General features: G+C 61.9%; 21 protein-coding genes. 11 read left to right on the top strand and 10 right to left on the bottom strand.

All coding sequences use genetic code 11. The features are described 5' to 3' along the window. Nucleotides 1-15: 15 nt before the first annotated feature. The gene (locus RA19_RS07960; RefSeq protein ID WP_039161316.1) at nucleotides 16-1,419 is read right to left on the bottom strand and encodes an aminotransferase-like domain-containing protein; all 1,404 of its coding nucleotides are present in this window, start codon (nucleotides 1,417-1,419) and stop codon (nucleotides 16-18) included. Between the two features lie 94 nt (nucleotides 1,420-1,513). On the opposite strand from RA19_RS07960, the gene RA19_RS07955 reads away from it, so the two are divergent. The 5 genes from RA19_RS07955 to asd all read left to right on the top strand — a co-directional run bounded on the left by RA19_RS07955 (nucleotide 1,514) and on the right by asd (nucleotide 4,801). Then, nucleotides 1,514-1,747, top strand: coding sequence for a DUF1127 domain-containing protein (locus RA19_RS07955; RefSeq protein WP_039161314.1), 234 nt, complete (start codon nucleotides 1,514-1,516; stop codon nucleotides 1,745-1,747). Nucleotides 1,748-1,993: 246 nt separating this feature from the next. After that, entirely contained in the window at nucleotides 1,994-2,500 is a 507-nt protein-coding gene (gene speD, locus RA19_RS07950; RefSeq protein WP_039161312.1) for an adenosylmethionine decarboxylase, read from the top strand. Next, nucleotides 2,497-3,360, top strand: a complete 864-nt coding sequence (gene speE / locus RA19_RS07945; RefSeq protein WP_039161310.1) for a polyamine aminopropyltransferase — start codon at nucleotides 2,497-2,499, stop codon at nucleotides 3,358-3,360. Before speD ends, speE begins: the two co-directional genes overlap by 4 nt. Before the next feature lie 119 nt (nucleotides 3,361-3,479). Continuing rightward, nucleotides 3,480-3,716 carry a hypothetical protein gene (locus RA19_RS07940; protein ID WP_039161308.1) on the top strand — a complete coding sequence of 79 codons (237 nt, stop codon included), beginning with the start codon at nucleotides 3,480-3,482 and terminating at the stop codon, nucleotides 3,714-3,716. A gap of 194 nt (nucleotides 3,717-3,910) precedes the next feature. Beyond that, nucleotides 3,911-4,801, top strand: a complete 891-nt coding sequence (gene asd, locus RA19_RS07935) for an archaetidylserine decarboxylase (RefSeq protein WP_039161306.1) — start codon at nucleotides 3,911-3,913, stop codon at nucleotides 4,799-4,801. 10 nt (nucleotides 4,802-4,811) lie between these two features. Here asd and RA19_RS07930 read toward each other — a convergent pair whose 3' ends face one another. After that, the gene (locus RA19_RS07930; RefSeq protein ID WP_039161303.1) at nucleotides 4,812-5,234 is read right to left on the bottom strand and encodes a PaaI family thioesterase; all 423 of its coding nucleotides are present in this window, start codon (nucleotides 5,232-5,234) and stop codon (nucleotides 4,812-4,814) included. A gap of 58 nt (nucleotides 5,235-5,292) precedes the next feature. Between RA19_RS07930 and RA19_RS07925 the strand changes: the two genes are divergently transcribed. From RA19_RS07925 to gluQRS, 4 genes are all read left to right on the top strand, one after another. Beyond that, nucleotides 5,293-6,081 carry an enoyl-CoA hydratase gene (locus RA19_RS07925; RefSeq protein ID WP_039161301.1) on the top strand — a complete coding sequence of 263 codons (789 nt, stop codon included), beginning with the start codon at nucleotides 5,293-5,295 and terminating at the stop codon, nucleotides 6,079-6,081. 374 nt (nucleotides 6,082-6,455) lie between these two features. Further along, nucleotides 6,456-7,799: a methylenetetrahydrofolate--tRNA-(uracil(54)-C(5))-methyltransferase (FADH(2)-oxidizing) TrmFO gene (trmFO, locus tag RA19_RS07920; protein WP_039161674.1), complete on the top strand. Its 1,344-nt coding sequence runs from the start codon at nucleotides 6,456-6,458 to the stop codon at nucleotides 7,797-7,799. Nucleotides 7,800-7,833: 34 nt separating this feature from the next. Beyond that, nucleotides 7,834-8,448 carry a class I SAM-dependent DNA methyltransferase gene (locus RA19_RS07915; protein ID WP_039161300.1) on the top strand — a complete coding sequence of 205 codons (615 nt, stop codon included), beginning with the start codon at nucleotides 7,834-7,836 and terminating at the stop codon, nucleotides 8,446-8,448. Beyond that, a complete protein-coding gene (gluQRS, locus tag RA19_RS07910) occupies nucleotides 8,445-9,305 on the top strand; it encodes a tRNA glutamyl-Q(34) synthetase GluQRS (protein WP_039161299.1) in 861 nt (286 codons plus the stop codon). Before RA19_RS07915 ends, gluQRS begins: the two co-directional genes overlap by 4 nt. A gap of 37 nt (nucleotides 9,306-9,342) precedes the next feature. On the opposite strand, the gene hisI is transcribed toward gluQRS, so the two are convergent. Then, nucleotides 9,343-9,702 (bottom strand): phosphoribosyl-AMP cyclohydrolase, encoded by a 360-nt coding sequence (gene hisI / locus RA19_RS07905; RefSeq protein WP_039161298.1) that lies wholly within the window; start codon nucleotides 9,700-9,702, stop codon nucleotides 9,343-9,345. Nucleotides 9,703-9,791: 89 nt separating this feature from the next. Between hisI and RA19_RS07900 the strand changes: the two genes are divergently transcribed. Next, nucleotides 9,792-10,244, top strand: coding sequence for an iron-sulfur cluster assembly scaffold protein (locus RA19_RS07900; protein WP_039161297.1), 453 nt, complete (start codon nucleotides 9,792-9,794; stop codon nucleotides 10,242-10,244). Between the two features lie 289 nt (nucleotides 10,245-10,533). Here RA19_RS07900 and RA19_RS27645 read toward each other — a convergent pair whose 3' ends face one another. The 5 genes from RA19_RS27645 to sciP form a co-directional block, all read right to left on the bottom strand. Beyond that, nucleotides 10,534-10,656, bottom strand: a complete 123-nt coding sequence (locus RA19_RS27645; RefSeq protein WP_275041719.1) for a hypothetical protein — start codon at nucleotides 10,654-10,656, stop codon at nucleotides 10,534-10,536. A gap of 148 nt (nucleotides 10,657-10,804) precedes the next feature. Continuing rightward, complete coding sequence (gene recG / locus RA19_RS07895; protein WP_039161296.1) at nucleotides 10,805-12,895, bottom strand: ATP-dependent DNA helicase RecG; 2,091 nt, start codon at nucleotides 12,893-12,895, stop codon at nucleotides 10,805-10,807. After that, nucleotides 12,892-15,147, bottom strand: coding sequence for an NAD-dependent DNA ligase LigA (gene ligA / locus RA19_RS07890; protein WP_052261711.1), 2,256 nt, complete (start codon nucleotides 15,145-15,147; stop codon nucleotides 12,892-12,894). The genes recG and ligA overlap by 4 nt, the downstream gene beginning before the upstream one ends. Before the next feature lie 171 nt (nucleotides 15,148-15,318). Then, the gene (ctrA, locus tag RA19_RS07885; RefSeq protein ID WP_039161294.1) at nucleotides 15,319-16,038 is read right to left on the bottom strand and encodes a response regulator transcription factor CtrA; all 720 of its coding nucleotides are present in this window, start codon (nucleotides 16,036-16,038) and stop codon (nucleotides 15,319-15,321) included. A gap of 117 nt (nucleotides 16,039-16,155) precedes the next feature. Further along, nucleotides 16,156-16,443 (bottom strand): CtrA inhibitor SciP, encoded by a 288-nt coding sequence (sciP, locus tag RA19_RS07880; RefSeq protein WP_039161291.1) that lies wholly within the window; start codon nucleotides 16,441-16,443, stop codon nucleotides 16,156-16,158. Between the two features lie 148 nt (nucleotides 16,444-16,591). Here sciP and mnmA point away from each other — a divergent pair, with 148 nt between their 5' ends. Next, nucleotides 16,592-17,737 carry a tRNA 2-thiouridine(34) synthase MnmA gene (mnmA, locus tag RA19_RS07875; protein ID WP_039161288.1) on the top strand — a complete coding sequence of 382 codons (1,146 nt, stop codon included), beginning with the start codon at nucleotides 16,592-16,594 and terminating at the stop codon, nucleotides 17,735-17,737. A 273-nt stretch (nucleotides 17,738-18,010) separates the two neighbouring features. Here mnmA and lpxB read toward each other — a convergent pair whose 3' ends face one another. Both lpxB and RA19_RS07865 read right to left on the bottom strand, forming a co-directional pair. Then, nucleotides 18,011-19,177 (bottom strand): lipid-A-disaccharide synthase, encoded by a 1,167-nt coding sequence (gene lpxB, locus RA19_RS07870; protein WP_039161286.1) that lies wholly within the window; start codon nucleotides 19,175-19,177, stop codon nucleotides 18,011-18,013. Beyond that, nucleotides 19,174-19,962 carry an LpxI family protein gene (locus RA19_RS07865; protein ID WP_039161284.1) on the bottom strand — a complete coding sequence of 263 codons (789 nt, stop codon included), beginning with the start codon at nucleotides 19,960-19,962 and terminating at the stop codon, nucleotides 19,174-19,176. The genes lpxB and RA19_RS07865 overlap by 4 nt, the downstream gene beginning before the upstream one ends. Nucleotides 19,963-19,964 lie beyond the last annotated feature (2 nt).

Below are 19,964 nucleotides of genomic sequence, written 5' to 3'. Positions count from 1 at the left end.
TAATACCCCACAATATCAAACGCTGATCTGTTCCGGCGGGTTGTCCAAAAGCGCCCGCAGCCGCAGCATCGCTTCTTCAAAGCGTTTCAGGGATACATGGGCATTGATGGCAATGCGCACCGCATGAGGTGCGCGTCCGTCGCGCAGGGCAAATTCGTCAGCCGAGCGGATTTGCACCCCGTTGGCCTCGGCCGCACGGGTAAAGGCCGCCGCCCGCCAGCCCGACGGCAGCCGAAGCCAGACAAAGGGCACATCCGGGTTCCAGGTCAGGTCAAATCCGCCAAGCGCATTGACCGCCACCCGCACATAACGCGCCATCTCTGCGCGCACCGCCAATATCAAGTCCGGCAGCCGCGGATCGCTGAGCAGAATGCGCACAGTTTCGGCAAGAGGCTGGGACAGGCCGAAATAGCCGTATTCAGCAACCCGCCGCAGGTCCGCAGCCCGGCCTTCGGGTGCCAGTGCAAAGCCGACCCGCAAGGCCGGCGTCAGCAGTTTGGAGATCGAGGACACATGCCAGGCCAGTTCCGGCGCCAGCGCCCGGTAGCTGGGCGCCCGCGCCTCGCCCAGGCGGTAGCAGTCATCCTCGACGATCTGCACCCCGTGGCGCCGGGCAATGGCAACAATCTGCTTGCGCCGTTCCAAAGGGGTGTAATAGCCGGTTGGATTGTGCACCTCCGGACTGGTGCACAGCACCGTGGCGCCGGTCTTGCGGATCGCCAGCTCAATCGAGTCGGGACGGATGCCGTGCTCGTCCATCGCCACCTCGACGACCTGCGCGCGCAGCAGCTCGGCCGCGCGGCGGAAGCCGGCATATGACAGATCCTCGACCATGATCACCGGCTGCGGTCCCTGCAGGATCGCCTGCAGCACCACCATCAGCCCGTTTTGGCCGCCGTGTGTCAGCACAATATCCTTTTCAGATATCTTACCCACCGGCGACTGCGCCAGCCAGTCCGCCGCGGCCTGCCGCACCGGCTGATAGGCATTGCGCGTCGGGTAGTTAAGGAATTTGGCAGCCTCGCTCTCTGCCGCCTTGCGCATCGCCTCGCGCACCGCCGCCACCTGCCCCATATCGGCAATCCGCGGGCTGAACAGGCTGACATGGCCCGGATCGCGCGCCTCCAGCAAATGCAGCTCCCGCGACCATACGTCATCGGGCACCGGGGTTTTCTTTTCGGCTACAAAGGTGCCGCGCCCGACCTCGGCTTCCAGAACGCCCTCATCGGTCAGAATGCTGTAAGCGCGGGCGACAGTGCCGGGCGTAATGCTCAACTGATAGGCAAGATCACGCACCGGAGGCAGCTTTGTACCAATTTTTAAACTGCCCATTTCCACGGCAGAGCGGATTGTATCGGCAACTTTTTTATACTTGGGGCCTTTTGCCTCACCCAAGCTTTGCGGCCAAATTGTACCCATTACAATCCATCCTTGGACATTAAGTCAGCCCCTTTGTATCAGAACACTACGACAAATCAACAGGATTGTATCAACACAATACAGGAAGCCTCCCATGGTACACCACACGCATATGGCACATTCGAACATGTCCTACCTGATCAGCCGCCCGGCCCTGCCGGTGCTGGCGCAGTGGGCCGTCTCCTTTGCCGTGGTGGTGACCAAGTGGAGCCTGCGCCACCGCACCCGCAAACAATTGCGAAAGCTAACTGAGGCGCAGCTCAAGGACATAGGGGTCACCCGCGCGGACGCCCACTATCAAGCCACTCTTCCGTTCTGGCGCCCATGATCCCCTGGGCAATAGAACAACCTGACGGCCGGGGCTCGCCCCGGCCCTTTTTTTTGCCGGGCTTTATGGTGCGCAGGACGCAAGCCTCAGCGTGTTACCGGCTATGCAAAAAATAAATGTTGATCGAATCTCCCCCCCGGCCTAAACGCCCCTCACTTTCGGAACCGATCCCAACCCCGGACCCTTATCCGGGGGGGCGCTAAGGAACCGGCTGGATTGTCATCTACTGGAACGAAGGGGAGTGTCATGAAAGACGCCAACCTCTTCCAACTGGGGATCGGTCTGGAGACAGGCGCCCATGAGGAAGATACCGCCCGCGGTGTAACTGCTGCGAATCTCGATGCTGTTGTGGATTCCGACCGCGAAGACCATTTCATCCGCCGCGATGGAAAAGTGTTCGCAGGCACCCATCTGATCATCGAAGTGATGAAGGGCAGCGGCCTGGACTGCGAAGAGCGTATCCAGAACGCCTTCCGCAAGATTGTCGATGTCTGCGGCGCCACACTGCTGCACATCCACACCCACAAGTTTTCGCCCCAGGGCGTCTCCGGCGTCGCGGTGCTGGCGGAAAGCCACATCTCGGTCCACACCTGGCCGGAAATCGGCTATGGCGCCTTTGACGTCTTCATGTGCGGCGACGCGCAGCCTTGGAAAGCCATCGACGTGCTGAAAGAGGCCTTTGGCACCGATCTGGTCGACGTCAAGGAACTGCTGCGCGGTGAAGAGCTGATCGCCAAAGAGGTTGCGGCATGAGCGACGCCACCAAACAGGAATGGGTCACCGAGAGCCTGCACGCGCATTACGCCCAGCGTCTGCGCGTGGACGAGATGCTCTATGACAGCAACACCGAGCATCAGCGCCTGAAAGTGTTCCAGAACGGCCAGTTCGGCCGCATTCTGACCCTGGACGACGTGGTGCAGACCACCGAAGGCGACAACTTCATCTACCACGAGATGCTGACCCATGTGCCGATCCTGGCCCACGGTGCAGCGAAACGTGTGCTGATCATCGGCGGCGGCGACGGCGGCATGGCCCGCGAAGCCCTGCGCCACACATCGGTCGAGCATGTCACCATGGTGGAAATCGACGCCGGTGTGGTGGATTTCTCGAAAGAGTATCTGCCGATGCTGAGCGACGGCGCCTTTGACGACCCGCGTCTCAACCTGGTGATCAACGACGGTGCACTCTTCATGAAAGAGAACACCGAGAAGTTCGATGTGATCATCGTCGATTCGACCGACCCGATCGGCCCCGGTGAGGTGCTGTTCACCGACACCTTCTATGGCCACGCGGCACGTTCGCTGACCGAGGACGGCATCATCGTCACCCAGAACGGCGTGCCCTTCATGCAGGGCGACGAGCTGACCGGCACCCTGCGCGCGTTCCAGGCACTGTTTGCCGATGCATCGTGCTATCTGGCCTCAGTGCCAACCTACGCCGGCGGGCCGATGGCCTTTGGCTGGGGCAGCCACTCGGACAAGGCCCGCAACGTGAGCCTGGCCGATGTCGAGGCGCGTTATGCTGCAGCAGGGATCGAAACCGGCTACTACAACCCGGAGATCCACAAGGCTGCCTTCGCCTTGCCCAACTACGTGAAAAAGCTGTTCCCGTAAGGGCGTGCACAAAGGGGGCTCCGGCCCCCTTTTTCTTTGCCCCGCTGGTTTTGCGCGACCTTAACGCTTGCGGCAGCATCCTGCCCGGCTGACAGTACACGCAGCACAGGGAGCGGCGCATGGCACATATCAACAAGGTCATCAAATCGGTCAATCTGGACGGTGAACTGGTCTGCACCGATATTTTCCAACGTCCCGATGGCACTTATGGCTTTGACGAATTCCGCCGCGACCCCGAAGACGGGCGCGGCTGGTACAGCATCGGCCATTACGGCGGTCAGGTCTTTGCAGATACCGAGGCTGCAATTGCAGCGGCCAAGGCGCAGATCCACTGGCTCGCCAGCAAGCTCCGCTAACGCTCCTTACCCGCAGAGCCCGCCTCAATGCTGCCGGCTCCCGCTTCTTTCTGGTCTCAAATACCCCGGGGTGAATTGGCCATAGGCCAAGAGGGGCAGCGCCCCTCATCCCCGATTGCCGCGTATTTCCCCCTTGGCCAGCGCCCCGCTTCTTGCTAGGCGCGGCGGGAGTTTCATCAGACCTGGCAGGCCCCATGCAGCACGATCCGATCCTTGTTGTTGACCGGGACACCGGCGAGACCTTTGAAGAGGTGGTGCTGGGCGAGAAATGGATCCGCTGGGCCTATCAGAACGCCAGTGCAAAGCCGGTGGAAAAGCTGCTGTTCCGCTCTGCGTTCATCAGCCGCTTGATGGGCGCCTGGTTCGGCTCGCGGTTTTCCAAGGGCAAGATCAGCGCAGTAATTGACGAGCTATCCATCGACATGGATGAGGCCACCGCGCCCTCGGAGAGCTACACCTGTTTCAACGACTTCTTCGTGCGGAACCTGAAGCCTGAGGCCCGCCCCTACAGCGAAGACCCGCGCGACATTGTCTCCCCGGCGGACGGCCGGGTTCTGGTGTTTCCGGAACTGGCCGAAGATGTCTTTGTTCCTGTCAAAGGCTATCCGATGTCGGTGAACACCATGCTGCCCGGCATTTCCGAGCGCTTTATCGGCGGCGCGCTGGCCATCGTGCGGCTGTGCCCGGCGGATTACCACCGCTACCATTTCCCCGCCGCTGGCAGGATCACTGCTTCCCAGGACATCGGCGGCGCCCTGCATTCCGTGAACCCGATTGCGCTGGGGGCTGGCCCGGACGTGTTCGGCGAAAACAAACGGACCTGGACACTGATCGAGACCGAGACCTTCGGCAGCTACTGCTTTGTCGAGGTCGGCGCCTTCGGTGTCGGCTCCATCGTCAACACCCGCACCTCCGGCGACGTGCAGAAGATGGATGAAAAGGGCTATTTCAAGTTCGGCGGCTCCACCGTGGTGGTGGTGTTTGAGCCCGGCAAGATCCGCTTCTCGGACGATCTGGTGGCCAACAGCACCAAGGGCCGGGAAACCCTGGTCAAGGTCGGCCAGCCCTTCGCCACCGTAATTTAAAACCTGCACTCTAACGCTTGGGCGGGATCGAATAGGTCATCGAGGCACGCGCCACCGGCTCCGGCTGGCCTTCGGAATACAACAGCACATCGGCCACTGCCAGAACCCGGCCCAGTTTCAGCAGCCGTGCCTCGGCGATCACATCTGCGCCCGCCACCGGCTTGCGCATGAAATCCAGAGAACAATTCGTGGTCACCGCCAGCGCCTCGCGCCCCAGCCGCGACAGGATCAGCGCATAGATCGCGCAATCGGCCAGCGCAAACATCGACGGGCCGGACACCGTGCCGCCGGGCCGCAAATGCCGCTCCGCCGTCAGCAGCCGCATCCGCAAGCCGCCCTCATCCATCGCGTCGATGGAAAAATCCTCGCGCACCTGCGGGAAGATCTCGTGCAGGTACTCTGTCAGCCCTGCGACATCAAATGCCAGCGCCATGCTTTTCCTTTCCGCTAACCCCGCCTAGAGTTGCCGCAACCTTTAATAGGAGAGCAAGATGGCAATTCTGGAACGTTGCGACACCGGGAGCATAGCCCGGCTGACAATGAATACGCCGGAGAAGCTGAACGCCTTGTCGGACGAGATGCTGGCCGCGCTGCAGGAACAGATTGATGCCTTGCGCGAAGACAGCAGCATCAAGGTGGTGATCCTGTCCGGCACCGGCAAAGGGTTCTGCGCCGGCCACGACATCAAGCAGATGACCGCAGGCCGCGCCGCGGAAGACGGCGGCAAGGCCTATTTTCAGGATCTCTTTGCCCGCTGCACCAGCGTGATGACCGGGCTGCAGTCCCTGCCCCAGCCGGTAATTGCCCAGGTCCACGGCATCGCCACGGCGGCGGGCTGCCAGCTGGTGGCTTCCTGCGATCTGGCAGTGGCGGCAGAAGGCACCAGGTTTGGCGTCAACGGCGTCAACATCGGCCTGTTCTGTTCCACTCCGATGGTGGCCCTGTCCCGCAACATCCCGCGCAAGCAGGCATTTGAACTGCTGACTACTGGCGAGTTCGTCGATGCCGCCCGCGCCGTCGACCTTGGCCTGGCCAACCGCGCCGTGCCGCTGGAGGATTTGGAAGCAGAGACCACCAAGCTCGCCGAAACCATCACCTCCAAGCTCGGCGCCGCGGTGAAGATCGGCAAACAGGCGTTCTATGAACAGCTGCAGATGCCGATTGATCAGGCCTACGCCTATACAAGCGGCGTGATTGTCGAAAACCTTATGTACCGCGACACCATTGAAGGCATGGCTGCCTTTATCGAAAAACGCGCGCCCGATTGGCAGGACAGCTGAGGACAGCGGAGAATTTCGGCGGAAAATCCGGAATTCTCCGAAAATTTTAGTCTTTGTTTACTATTCCGCACATATTGTTTCCCTAACAAGCCAATCAACCGCCTTTCAATTCGGGCGGAAAGATGGCAAAGATTGGGCACAGCCGACGAGCAATCACTGGCTGGCACAATTTGGGCTGCTGCTGCGGAAGGGTCCCTCCAGCCGGATCTCTCTCACCGGTGTACCATTCCCGCAGCGGCGGCCCCAAATTTCCCTCTCCGGCAATCAGGTTCAACGCTGCACTGCAGTCATATGGGAAATGTGGCAGCACTGCGGCCTGCCTTGGGCCTGCATATCTGTTGCACCGGCCTTCCCCCTGCCCTATGTCGCGGGGCATGACACAGACATTGCATATCGTGGGCGGCGGCATGGCCGGCTCGGAAGCGGCCTGGCAGGCGGCAAACATGGGTGTACAGGTGGTAATCCACGAGATGCGCCCCAAAGTCGAAACCTTTGCCCACCAGACCGGCAATCTGGGTGAGATGGTCTGCTCCAACTCCTTCCGCTCGGATGATGACGAGCAGAACGCTGTGGGCCTGCTGCACTGGGAGATGCGTGCCGCAAACGGTCTGATCATGACCACTGCGGATGAACACCGCCTGCCTGCCGGCGGCGCCCTGGCCGTGGACCGCGACCCCTTTGCCGAAACGGTGACAGCCAAGCTGAAGACGCATCCGAATGTCTCGGTGTCTTATGAAGAAGTCACCGATCTGCCTGAGGAAGGCCACTGGATCTTTGCAACCGGCCCGCTGACCTCGCCGGAACTGGGCAAGGCCATCCAGGCAGAGACCGGGGCCGAGGCGCTCGCCTTCTTTGATGCCATCGCCCCGATTGTCTATGCCGAAAGCATCGACATGTCCCAGGCCTGGATGCAGTCGCGCTATGACAAGGGCGAGACCGAAGAAGAGCGCACCGCCTATCTCAACTGCCCGATGACCAAGGACCAGTACGAGGCGTTCATCGACGCACTGCTGGCCGCCGACAAGACCGAGTTCCACGAGGGCGAGACCGCAGGCTATTTCGACGGCTGCCTGCCGATCGAGGTGATGGCCGAACGCGGCCGCGAGACCCTGCGCCACGGGCCGATGAAACCGGTGGGCCTGACCAACCCGCATCAGCCGGACGTCAAGGCCCACGCCGTAGTGCAGCTGCGCCGCGACAATGCGCTGGGGACGCTGTTCAACATCGTCGGCTTCCAGACCAAGATGAAGTACGGCGCCCAGACGGAGGTCTTCAAGATGATCCCGGGTCTGGAAAACGCCAGCTTTGCCCGTCTTGGCGGTATCCACCGCAATACCTTCCTGAACTCGCCCACCCTGCTGGACAGCCAGATGCGGCTGAAGTCCAAGCCCCACATCCGTTTTGCGGGCCAGATCACCGGGGTTGAAGGCTATGTGGAAAGCGCAGCCATGGGACTTCTCGCAGGCCGCATGGCCGCCGCCGAGATCCTGGGCCAGGATCTGCCGGAAGTACCGCAGGACAGTGCCATGGGCGCTCTGATCCACCACATCACCGGCGGCGCCGAGGCCAAGACCTTCCAGCCGATGAACGTGAACTTCGGCCTGTTCCGCCCGGTCGACGGCCTCAAAGGCGGCCGCCGCGGCCGCAAGGACCGCTACAAGGCCTATACAGACCGCGCCAAGGATGTCTGGCAGCAATGGCTTGGTAACTTTTCCTAGACGGATTGCTCATGCCGCGCCTAAGCTTCAAAGCATGAGCGAAAAGTTTCTGGACAAGGCCTACTCCCTTGAAACACCGGAAGCGACCCTGGAGCATTACAACCAGTGGGCCGCTTCCTATGATGCTGAGATCGCAGAAAACGGCTACGCAACACCCGGGCGGATTGCCGAGGCGCTGGCGCAGTTCCAAACCGACTTGAGCGAACCAGTACTGGACTTCGGCTGCGGCACCGGCCTGTCGGGCCTCGCGCTCCGGCGGCAGGGATTTGAAACCGTCGACGGCATGGAACCCTCGGCAGAAATGCTGGCCCAGGCGCAGGCAAAAGGCGCCTACCGCGAGATCACCCAGATAGACGTCGCCAACCGCAAGCCGATCCGCCGCGGTGCCTACCGGCTGATCACCGGCTGCGGTGTTCTGGGCACCGGCGCGGCGCCGCCGGACGTCTTCGACATGATCCTGCACGCGCTGCCCAAGGGCGGGCTGTTCACATTCTCCTACAATGACCACGCCCTGGCGGACCGCGCTTATACCGGAAAGCTCATCGAATGGGTCGACGTTGGCGCCGCAAGGCTGCTATTTCAGGAACACGGGGAGCATCTCCCTAAAATCGACCTGAAATCCACCGTCTATGTGATTGAGAAAGCGTGACATTCACCACCCGTTTTGCGCCTTCGCCAACCGGACCGCTGCACCTGGGCCACGCCTATTCCGCCATTCTGGCGCATGATATGGCGCAGGCAGAGGGCGGCACGTTCCTTTTGCGCATCGAAGATATCGACCAATCCCGCGCCCGCCCCGCCTGGGAGACGCAGATATACGAGGATCTGGCATGGCTCGGCCTCTCCTGGCCGCAGCCAGTGATGCGCCAGTCGGACCGGCTGCTGCGTTACCGCACCGCGCTGGAACAGCTGACTGCCATGGGTCTCACTTATCCCTGCCGCTGCAACCGTGCTGACATTGAGGCCGCCGCCGGCGCGCCGCAGGAAGGCGTTCCGCAATTTGGCCCCGATGGCCGCATTTACCCCGGCACCTGCCGCAACCGCCCGGCAGTTGAAGCCACCGGTCAGGACGTGATCCGTCTGAATATGAAAAAGGCCGTGCGCGCCACTGATCTGCGCAGCTTCACCGAGACCGGACCGGAATTCGAGGGCCAGCACCAGCTGGACCCGGACCAGCTCACCTCAACGGTCGGCGACATCATTCTGGTGCGCCGCAATATGGGCAGCTCGTACCATCTCTCGGTTGTCACCGATGATGCGGACCAAGGCATCACCCATGCGGTGCGCGGGGCGGATTTGTTTGAGGCCACTCAAATCCACGTGCTGCTGAAATGCCTGCTGGGCCTGCCCGTACCCATCTACCACCACCACCGCCTGATCCGCGATGATCAGGGCAAACGTCTCGCCAAACGCGACGACGCCCGCGCCATCGCCAAGTACCGCGCCGAGGGCGCCACCCCGCAGGACATCCGCGAAATGGTCGGCTTGCCCGCTTCTTCTGGCTGAAAATATCCCCGCCGGAGGCACGGCCCGCCAGGGCCGATTATTCCATCGGCTTCATCAGCTCCACTTCGTCCCCATCCCGCACCGCGGTATAGAAACAGGTCCGGCGGTTGGTGTGGCAGGCCGCTCCGGTCTGGCGCACCACTGCCAGCAGACAGTCGCGGTCGCAATCCACACGCAGATCGACCAGTTCCTGCACGTGCCCCGATGTTTCGCCCTTAATCCAGAACGACTGGCGCGAGCGCGACCAATAGGTGACCCGGCCGGTTTCCAGTGTTTGCATCACCGCATCGGCGTTCATCCAGGCCATCATCAGCACCTCGCCCGAGGTTTCGTCCTGGGCAATGCAGGGGATCAGACCAGCCTCGTTATAGGTCAGGCTCGCGGGATCGAAAGACATGGACGAAGACATGGGCAAAAACCTTTTGCATCTGCTGTTTGGCCCCCTATGTATGGGGAACGGTGAAACAGGGAAACCCCGGGAAGCACATGTCTGGCGACTCCGATCTGATCAAGCTCTATTCCTCGCGCATTCTGGCGCTGGCCGCGGATATTCCGCAACTGGAGCGGCTGGAAGCCCCGGACGCCACGGTCAAGAAGCGCTCGCCGCTTTGCGGCTCCGCCGTGACCGTCGACATCATGGTCGAAGAGGGGCGGATCTCGGATTTCGGCCAGGACGTAAAGGCCTGTGCCCTGGGACAAGCCTCCGCAGCGGTGGTTGGCGCCAATGTGATCGGCCGCTCGCTGGAAGAGGTTGAGACCGCCCGCAACCAGCTCAAGGCAATGCTGACCCAGGGCGGCCCAGTGCCGGACGCGCCCTTTGGCGGCCTGGAAGTGCTGCAGCCCGCCAAGGAATTCAAGAACCGCCACGCTTCGATCATGCTGGCGCTTGAAGCCACGCTGGAAGCCATGCAGACCGCCGCCAAGGAGCAATGCGCCTAAGGCTTGCGGACCGCAGCGCTCCCCGCTTTGTCCTATCTGCAAAATACCCTGGCCTTTGCACCTTTGCAGGCCTCTGTGCCCGTCTGACAGAGCGCAACAAAAAACCGCCGCGCATCCGGGCAGATGGCGGCGGCAGTTATGCTCTGCTATGCGGGACCCGGGCAGGCCAGGCAGGATCTTGAGGCAATCCAAATAGAGATCGAAACAGGCGGATGATCTCTTGATGCAGTCCGGGACAGGAAAGGGCCGGCCCGGCACAGCAGATGCAATCAGAAATTCGGTAAAGGGGTCAGAACAGGCCCGGCAAATGCAGCGCAGCCACCAGCATCACCATCAGCGAGGCCGCACCAATGGCGTCCTGCAGCAGGGTCGAGTGGGCATTCTGAATAGTGCTTTTGATCTGTGCAATCATGGCTCGGGCCTCCTCCAGTCTGTCTCGCTGCTCTCTGGCAACCTTGTTGCCCCTTTGTTCTCATTTTTGAGAACACCTGTAAAGAACTTTTTGAGAACATTTGCGAACACAGTGGAACGCCCTGCCGGAACACGTGCTAGAACGCAGGCTAACCCACTGTAATCAAACGTATTGCCTGGTCCTGTTTCATCAGCCACAAAAGAACACGCGCCGCCTGTCCACGCGGGCTCTCCAGCTTGGGGTCGGCAGCCAGCAGCGCACGGGCGTCGCTTTGCGCTACCGCCATCAGCCCCGCTTGGCGCTCCAGGTCTGCAATGTGGAATCTCGGCAGGCCGGATTGCGCCGTGCCGATCATGTCGCCGGCACCGCGCATTTGCAGGTCGGTTTCAGAGATCCTGAAACCGTCCTCGGTCTCGCGCAGCACTTCCAGTCGCTTGCGCCCGCCTTCGGTCAAGGGCGGCTGATACATCAAGAGGCAGGTTGATTCCGCACTGCCCCGCCCCACCCGGCCACGCAGCTGGTGCAGCTGAGCGAGGCCAAAAATCTCAGCTCTCTCGATCACCATGATCGAGGCATTGGGCACGTTCACACCAACCTCAATCACGGTGGTAGCGACCAGAACCTTTGTCTTCCCCTCCTGGAACGCTGCCATCGCGGCATCCTTCTCGGCGGGCGGCATCTGGCCGTGAACCAGGCCAACCGTGCCTTCGCCCAGCACCGCGCGCAGATGTTTGAAACGCTCCTCCGACGCGGTCAGGTCGCTCAGCTCGGATTCGTCGACCAGCGGGCACACCCAGTAGCACTGCCGCCCTTCAGCAATTGCCTTGCGCAGATGGTCCACCACTTCCTGCATCCGCTCGGTGCTGATCACCGCGGTTTTAACCGGCTTGCGCCCCGGCGGTTTCTCATCCAGCACCGAGACATCCATGTCGCCGTATTGCGCCAGGGCCAGCGAGCGCGGTATCGGCGTTGCGGTCATCACCAGCACATCTGCGCCCTTGCCTTTTTCCGCCAGCTCCATCCGCTGGCGCACGCCGAACCGGTGCTGTTCATCGACAATCGCCAGCCGCAGGTCACTGAATTCAACATCCTGCTGGAACACCGCATGCGTGCCGACCAGAATATGGATGTCACCCCGCTTCAGCGCGGCCAATTTGGCCTTACGCTCCGAGCCCTTGTCGCGGCCGGTCAGGATCTCGAGCACCACGCCTGCGTCCTCGGCCAGCGGTGCGAGGCCTTCCATATGCTGCTGCGCAAGAATGCCCGTCGGCGCCATCATCACGCCCTGCCCGCCCGCTTCAACAGCGACAAGCAAGGCCATGAACGCAACCAGGGTTTTCCCGGCCCCCACGTCACCCTGCAGCAGCCGGTTCATGCGCTTGTCCGCGGCCATGTCCCCCGAGATTTCCTCGATTGCCCGGGCCTGCGCGCCTGTGGGCCGGTACGGCAGCGCTTTCAGAACGCGGGACTGCAGGCGGCCGGTTGCCACGCTTTGGATACCGCGCGCCTTGCGCTCGGTCTGCCGCGCCAAAGCCAGCGTCAGCTGATGGGCAAACAGCTCATCATAAGCCAGCCGCGCCCGCGCAGGCACCTCAGGCACCAAATCATCCGCGCCCTGAGGCTCATGTGCGGCTGCAATAGCGTCGTGCCAGGCCGGCCAGTTCTCCTTCAAGGCCTGCCCCGGATCAATCCACTCCGCCAACTCCGGCACCCGGTCCAAGGCACTTTGCGCCGCCTTGAACATGGTCTTCTGGGTCACCCCATGGGTCAGCCGGTAAACGGGCTCAAATGACGGGATGTCATCGGCTTCGGCCAACGGCAGCATGTGGTCCGGGTGCACCATATTGGCGACGCCGTCGAACAATTCCACCTTTCCCGAAACAACCCGGCGGGAGCCCTCAGGCAGTTGCGCCTCCAAATAGCGGCTGCGGCCGTGGAAAAAGACCAGTTGGAATTCAGTTTCCGCATCTTCCACATGGATGCGGTAGGCACCGCCTCTGTTGCGCGCCGGACGGTGACGGCCGATGGTAACCTCCACCGTGAGCGTCGCGGGTAGATCTGCACCTTGGATAGATGCACGACGCCGCCGGTCCACCACGGAATAGGGTTGCGAAAACAACAGGTCGCGCGGCGTTTCTATATCAATCTGACTGAGAGACTGCGCGGTTTTCGGTCCGACACCCTGCAAGGTCTCGGCCCCGGCAAACAGCGGGAACAGGATCTCTGGACGCCCGCTCATGCCTCTGCAATCAGCTCCAGCCAGCCATCTTCATCCAAGGTCTGAATACCCAGTTCTGCTGCCTTCTTGGCCTTGGAACCGGCCCCTGGCCCGGCGACAAGAATATCGGTTTTCTTGGAGACGGAGCCTGAGACCTTGGCCCCCAATGCCTCGGCGCGGGCCTTGGCTTCGGCCCTGGTCATTTTTTCCAGAGTCCCGGTGAAAACCACGGTTTTGCCAGCCACAGGGCTGTCCGCCGCTGGCGCATCCGGTGCGACGATGGTCAGCTTGCCAATCAGCCGGTCGATGGCTGCACGTTCTTCCGGGTTGGAAAAGGCGTCGGACAAGGACAGCCCCAGCACCGCACCGATCCCATCAACCCCGACAAGGTCAGACCACGCAGCGGCGGCATCTGCCGGAACCTCGCAGACGGCAACCGCTGCAGCGCGGGTGTCCGAAATCTTGGCCCGGCGGCCCTCATCAGCAGCTTTCAGGCGTTCCGCCTCCTCCGCTTCGTCCGCGGCCCGGTGTGCCAGCGCCGCAGGCCGCGCCGTGTCGATGGCATCCGCCATAGCCGTCCAGTCGCGGTAATGCAGCGCCAGATCGCGGCCGGCCACTTCGCCGGCGTGCCGCATACCCAAGGCAAAGATCAGCTTGGCCAGCGGGATGGTGCGTTTCTCTTCGATGGCAGCAAAGAGGTTGTCGGCGGATTTCTCGCCCCAGCCCTCGCGGTTCTTCAGCTGTTGCAGGCCGGAACCGTAATTTGATTGCAAATCAAAGATATCCGCAGGCTCCTTGATCCAGCCATCAGTGTGGAACTGCTCCACCTGCTTGGCCCCCAGCCCTTCGATATCAAAGGCGGCGCGGGAGACAAAATGCTTGAGCCTCTCCACAGCCTGCGCCGGGCAGATCATCCCGCCAGAACAGCGTCGGATGGCGTCGCCTTCTTCCCGGACCGCAGGGCTGCTGCATTCCGGGCAGGTATGCGGGAAGGCAAAGGGTTCTGCTCCATCCGGCCGCTTGGACAGGTCCACATCCGCCACTTTCGGAATCACATCCCCGGCGCGGTAGATCTGCACCCAATCGCCAATTCGGATATCCTTGCCGCCGCGGATTTCCTCGCCCTTCGAGTCCCGGCCCAGGATGTAGTCCTCATTGTGCAGCGTCGCGTTTGACACCACCACACCGCCCACCGTCACCGGAGTGAGCCTTGCAACCGGGCTCAGCGCGCCGGTGCGGCCGACCTGGATGTCGATGGCCTCCAGCCGGGTCCAGGCGAGTTCTGCCGGGAACTTATGCGCAATGGCCCAGCGGGGCGTTGTGGAGCGGAACCCCAGGCGCCCTTGCAGCGCCAGGTCATTGACCTTGTAGACCACGCCGTCAATGTCATAGCCCAGCGTTGCGCGCTGTTCTTCGATGCTGCGGTAATGGCTGATTATCTCTGCCACCGAGGCGCAGAGCCGGGTTAGCGGATTGGTCTGGAACCCCAGTCCGCGCAGGCGTTCAATTGCGTCCATTTGAGTTTCTGCCAGCGCTTCGCTCAATTCGCCCCAGCTGTAAGCGAAGAACCGCAATGGCCGCGCGCGGGTGATCTCCGCATCCAGCTGCCGCAGCGATCCGGCGGCGGCATTTCGCGGGTTGGCAAATGTCTTGCCGCCGCGTTCTGTATGCCTGGCATTAAGCGCTTCGAAGTCCTCATGGCTCATGTAGACCTCGCCGCGCACTTCCAGCACGTCCGGCGCGCCGTCGAGCTGATGCGGGATATCTGCAATGGTCATGGCGTTGGCGGTGACATTTTCCCCGATCGAGCCATCACCGCGAGTCGCAGCCTGAATCAGTTTTCCGTGCTCATACCGCAGCGACAGGGACAGGCCGTCGATCTTTGGTTCCGCGGTGAAGGCGAGGCTGTCGCCACTGCCGAAACCAAGATACTTGCGGATGCTGCGGTCGAAATCCGCCACGTCTTCGTCTTCAAACGCATTGCCCAAAGAAAGCATGCGGATCGCGTGGCTGATCTTGCCGAAACCCGAGGCCGCGGGCGCGCCAACAGAATCAAGCTGAGTTGCAACGGCCTCCAGCTCAGGATGCGCTTGCGCCAGCGCCCGATAACGCCGTTTCAGCGAATCATATTCCGCGTCGCTGATCTCTGGCGCATCGGCCTGGTGATAGGCCAGGTCCGCGGCCTGCAGCCGGGCCTCCAGGGTCAGAAATTCCGCCTTGGCTTGCTCCGCCGTCAGGCTGGCCACGTCTTGTTGTTCTGAATTGTTTGCCACGCGCGGTCCCTCTTCGTTCTCACCCTTGGTGATAAGGTGCTGCGCGCGCGGCGTCCAGCGCATCCCGCAGGCCGCGAACCCAGGAACGGCTGAAAGCAAAAAGACCCGCCGTCCGGCAGGTCCTTGCAACCGGCGGCACATGCATCATGCACCGCCCTGGTCCTCATTCTTTCAGGCGCCGACGGCCATCCGGTGATCACCCGCCATGTGGTCCTCTTGCGGATCACGAAGAACATAGCCGCGGCCCCAGACGGTTTCGATGTAGTTCTCGCCGCCCGTTGCATTGCTCAGCTTCTTACGCAACTTGCAGATGAAAACGTCAATGATCTTCAGTTCCGGCTCATCCATGCCGCCATAGAGATGGTTCAGGAACATCTCCTTGGTCAGCGTGGTGCCCTTGCGAAGGGACAGCAGCTCCAGCATCTGGTATTCCTTACCGGTCAGATGCACCGCCTTGCCATCGGCCTCAACCGTTTTGGCATCCAGGTTAACCGAGATCTTGCCGGTCTTGATGATCGACTGCGAGTGCCCCTTGGAACGGCGAATGATCGCGTGGATCCGCGCCACCAGTTCCTCACGGTGGAACGGCTTGGTCAGATAATCATCCGCGCCGAAACCGAAGCCCTTGATTTTATTGTCGGTATCATCGGCACCGGACAGGATCAGAATCGGCGTTTCAATACGGGACATGCGCAGCTGGCGCAGCACCTCATGGCCGTTCATATCCGGCAGCCCCAGATCCAGCAGGATCAGGTCGTAATCATACAGTTTTGCCAGATCAATGCCTTCCTCGCCCAGATCCGTCGAATAGACGTTCAGGTTGGCATGGGTCAGCATCAGCTCGATGCTCTTCGCTGTGGTCGGGTCATCCTCAACCAGAAGAATGCGCATATTATTTTCTCCGCCTGTACACTGTTTCCCTCAGGTCGCGTTAACCTTGGTGGAAAAAAGTTAATGCCTCGTTACCATGATGGTTAATTTACGATTGCAACTCAAGGGCGGCCAAATTTATTTTCCGTCGCTATTGCGGAATTTCTTGAGACGGGTGGTTTTCAACGCCTCTTCGCCATGGTCGGCAACCGCTGCCACCCAGCTGCGGAACTCTTCTTCGCTGAGGCCGTAACGGCGCATTGCCTCGGTCTGCGGCAACAGCCCGTAGAGCACGCCGCGCACCACCGCCGCCTTGCGCGAGGCGACCCAGCGCTTGGTGGTTTCCGGCGGCAGATCCGCCCGGGTCATGATGGTGCCGTCCGGCAGGGTGACCGCGCGCGGCCCGTCGACTTTCTTCAGAAACATCCCGTTTCCCTCTCGAAGATCTTTTTCGTTGGGGTCGCCAAAAGAATTTCCGATCAGGCTTAACGGCACGTGAACCACGCCCCTTGAGAGTCTGTAGGATTTTCCTATATTCTGCGGCGCCTGCCCCCTTGCCTTCAGGAGCTGCCCCATGGCGCTGGACCACGACACCGAACTGAACTCGCTCGGCTTTGCCAAGCCACCCTCGGAAACCCGGGTGGTGGTGGCCATGTCCGGCGGCGTCGACAGCTCTGTTGTTGCTGCATATTTGGCTGATCAAGGCTATGACGTGGTCGGTGTAACGCTGCAGCTTTACGATCACGGGGCGGCGCTGGCGAAAAAAGGCGCCTGCTGCGCGGGCATTGATATTCACGATGCACGGCGCGTTGCCGAGGAGCGCGGCTTCCCGCATTACGTCCTGGATTATGAGAACATTTTTAAGGATGCAGTGATTGACGAGTTCGCCGACAGCTATCTGGCGGGCGCCACCCCGGTGCCCTGCATCCGCTGCAACGAGCGGGTGAAGTTTAAGGACCTCTTGGAAACCGCCAAGGATCTGGAAGCTGACTGCATGGCCACCGGCCATTACATCCAGCGCAAGATGGGCGCGCACGGCCCCGAGCTGCACTCAGCCGAAGATGCCAACCGCGACCAGAGCTATTTCCTGTTCTCCACCACGCCCGAGCAGCTGGACTACCTGCGCTTCCCGCTGGGGCATCTGCCCTCCAAGGACGCGACGCGGGAGATGGCAGCCCAGTATGGCCTGGCGGTGGCAGATAAACCCGACAGCCAGGACATCTGCTTTGTGCCCAACGGCAATTATGCCTCGGTGATCGAGAAGCTGCGCCCCGGCGCGGCAGAGCCGGGGGAGATCGTGCATGCCGACGGCCGGGTTCTGGGCAGCCACGAGGGCGTCATCCACTACACCATCGGCCAGCGCCGCGGCCTGGGCATCGGCGGCCTCAGCGAGCCGCTTTATGTGGTGAAACTCGACGTGGACAAGAAACAGGTTGTTGTCGGCCCCAAGGAGCTGCTGGCCACCCGAACCATCCCGGTGCGCGAGATCAATTGGCTGGGGGATGAGCCCTTCACTAGCCGCAAAGAGTGGCACCTGAAGGTCAAGGTCCGCTCCACCCGCCCCCCGCGCGAGGCCATCATCCGGCCGCTGACGGATACCACAGCCGAGGTTGAGCTGCTGACACCGGAGGAAGGCGTCTCCCCCGGTCAGGCCTGCGTGTTCTACGCGCCTGAGGGCAGCCGCATCTTCGGCGGCGGCTGGATCTGGCGCGGCTACTGAGGCGCAGTACATCCGCGGCACCGGGTCAAGGGAGGCGCAGCCTCCGCGCGGCACGCGCGGCTTGCCCTTGACGCGGAAAACAAACTCAAAATTGAAAAAGCGCCTAAGGGCAGACCTGCCCTTAGGCGCTTCTCAGCAGAACACTTTCTCCCGGATCATCTTGTCCTGACAGCCATGTCCTGCGCAGCCGTTGCGGCGGGCCCGCGCGGGTGCGAAGCGCCCGCGCCACCAGACTCTGCGCAGTGAAAGCTCCGCTTTTGCTGCGCCCCTGCACTACTTAGCGGGCAGCCTCTCGAGAACCGCGCGGGCCGCACGCAGCCCCGGCGCTTCACCGCCGAGCCCCAAACGCTCCATGGTCAGCGCCATCGCTTCGCGCTGCGCATACGGCTCAGCCGCCAGCTTCTTCAGCTCAGCCGCAATGGCCTGTGGCGTGCAATCCGGCCCCAAACACTCAGGAACCACCCGGGTATCGCTCACCAGATTGACCAGGGTCACCGTATCGATCAGTGCCATACGCTTCATGATCTGCCAGGTCAGCCATTGAAACTTGTAGGCAATCACCATGGGCGTCGAAGACGCTGCCAATTCCAGCGACACAGTACCGGAGGCCGCCAGCGCCAATTCCGCGCCGGCAAAGGCCGCGCGTTTATGCGCCTTGGCTGTGGCAGGCTCAAACAGGCTCGGATCAACAAGGACCGTCCCTTTAGGCCATTCTTTCAGTGCCTCCTGAACCAAGCCGGCCACAGGTGCGGCAGCGGGCACTACAATCCTGTACTGCGGATGATCCTTGGCAAACCGAACCAATGCGCCGCCAAATTCAGGTGCCAGACGCGACACCTCCGAACGCCGCGACCCAGGCAGCGCCAGCACATAAGGTGCATCCCCCAGCCCGAACGCCTCCCGGAATGCTGCAACTTCCGCATCCGAGGCCTGAGCTTCCGCCACCACCGGGTGGCCGACAAAATCGCAATCCATGCCGGCCGCTTGCATATATGGCGGCTCAAACGGCAGCAGAGCCAGCACTTGGTCGATGACTTCCGCCATCTTGCCCGCCCGCTTGGGCCGCCAGGCCCAAACCGACGGCGCCACGTAATGCACGGTACGGATATCGCTTTGCTCTTTGACCAGCCGCGCCACCCGCAAGCTGAAGTCCGGACTGTCGATGGTGATCAGCACATCCGGCTTGGTTTCAAGCACGGCTTGCGCGGTTTCCCGGATCCGGCGCTTCAGATGGCGGTATTTGGGCAGCACCTCGGCCAGCCCCATAACAGACAGCTCATCCATCGGAAAGCGCGAGACCAGCCCCTGTTCCGACATCAGCGCCCCGCCGATGCCGTCAAATCTGACGCCGGGTTCAAGTAGCTTAAGCCCCGCCATCAAAGCCCCGCCCAGCCGGTCGCCCGAAGGTTCTCCGGCCAGGATAAAAACCCGAAGGCTCATGCTTGGCGCAGCCACAGGAACAGGCCGAGCCGGTCGCAGGCCTCGATCACCGCCTCCTGGTCCAGCACAATCACGCCCCCGGCTTCCAGCACAATGCCCGAAAGCCCGGCAGCCGCCGCGGCTTCAACCGTCCCGACGCCGATCGTCGGCAGATCGGCGCGGCGGTCCTGCGCCGGCTTCGGGGCCTTGAACAAGAGCCCGCCCTGCCCGTCCGGGCGCTGCTGCAGCGCATTCAGCATCCAATCGGTGCCGAAAAGATTCTCCACAGCAATCGCCTGCCGCCCGCGCACTGCGCAGGATTGGCCGACATCAGCGGCCGACATGGCCGCGACAATTTCCGCACCGCGCAGGGCATCCGCCTTATCCAGCTCGCCCGGCTGCACTTTGGTCGGCACGCCTTCTTCCATCAGCAGATCAGGCGCCACTTCATGGGCGGCACGGACGGCCAGACCTGCCTGCTCGAAGATACCGATGATGGCCCGCAAGGCGCCATCATCACCGGCTGCCAAGGCCCCCTGCAGAACCGGAACCAGCGGCAGAGTGGCTGCATCAATCTCGGAAGGATCAATATTCGGACGGCGCACCGCGCCTGCCATGCAGATCTCCGAGACCTCCGCTGCCTTCAGCCGTTCAAGGAAGCTGCCAAGCTGCTCAAAGCGGAAAGTGATCTCGGGATCCACCATGTCCGGTTCTGAGCCCGCCATCGCACAGATCAGTGGACGGCCCGGAGCCCGGGCCGCGACTTCTGCCGGCAGAGCGCCGGTGCCTGCAATTACTGCCAGCATCG

The organism is Leisingera sp. ANG-M1 (genome assembly GCF_000813745.1).
Lineage (GTDB): Bacteria > Pseudomonadota > Alphaproteobacteria > Rhodobacterales > Rhodobacteraceae > Leisingera.
The sequence above is the reverse complement of the archived record's forward strand: the minus strand, read 5'-3'. Positions and strand labels throughout refer to the sequence as shown.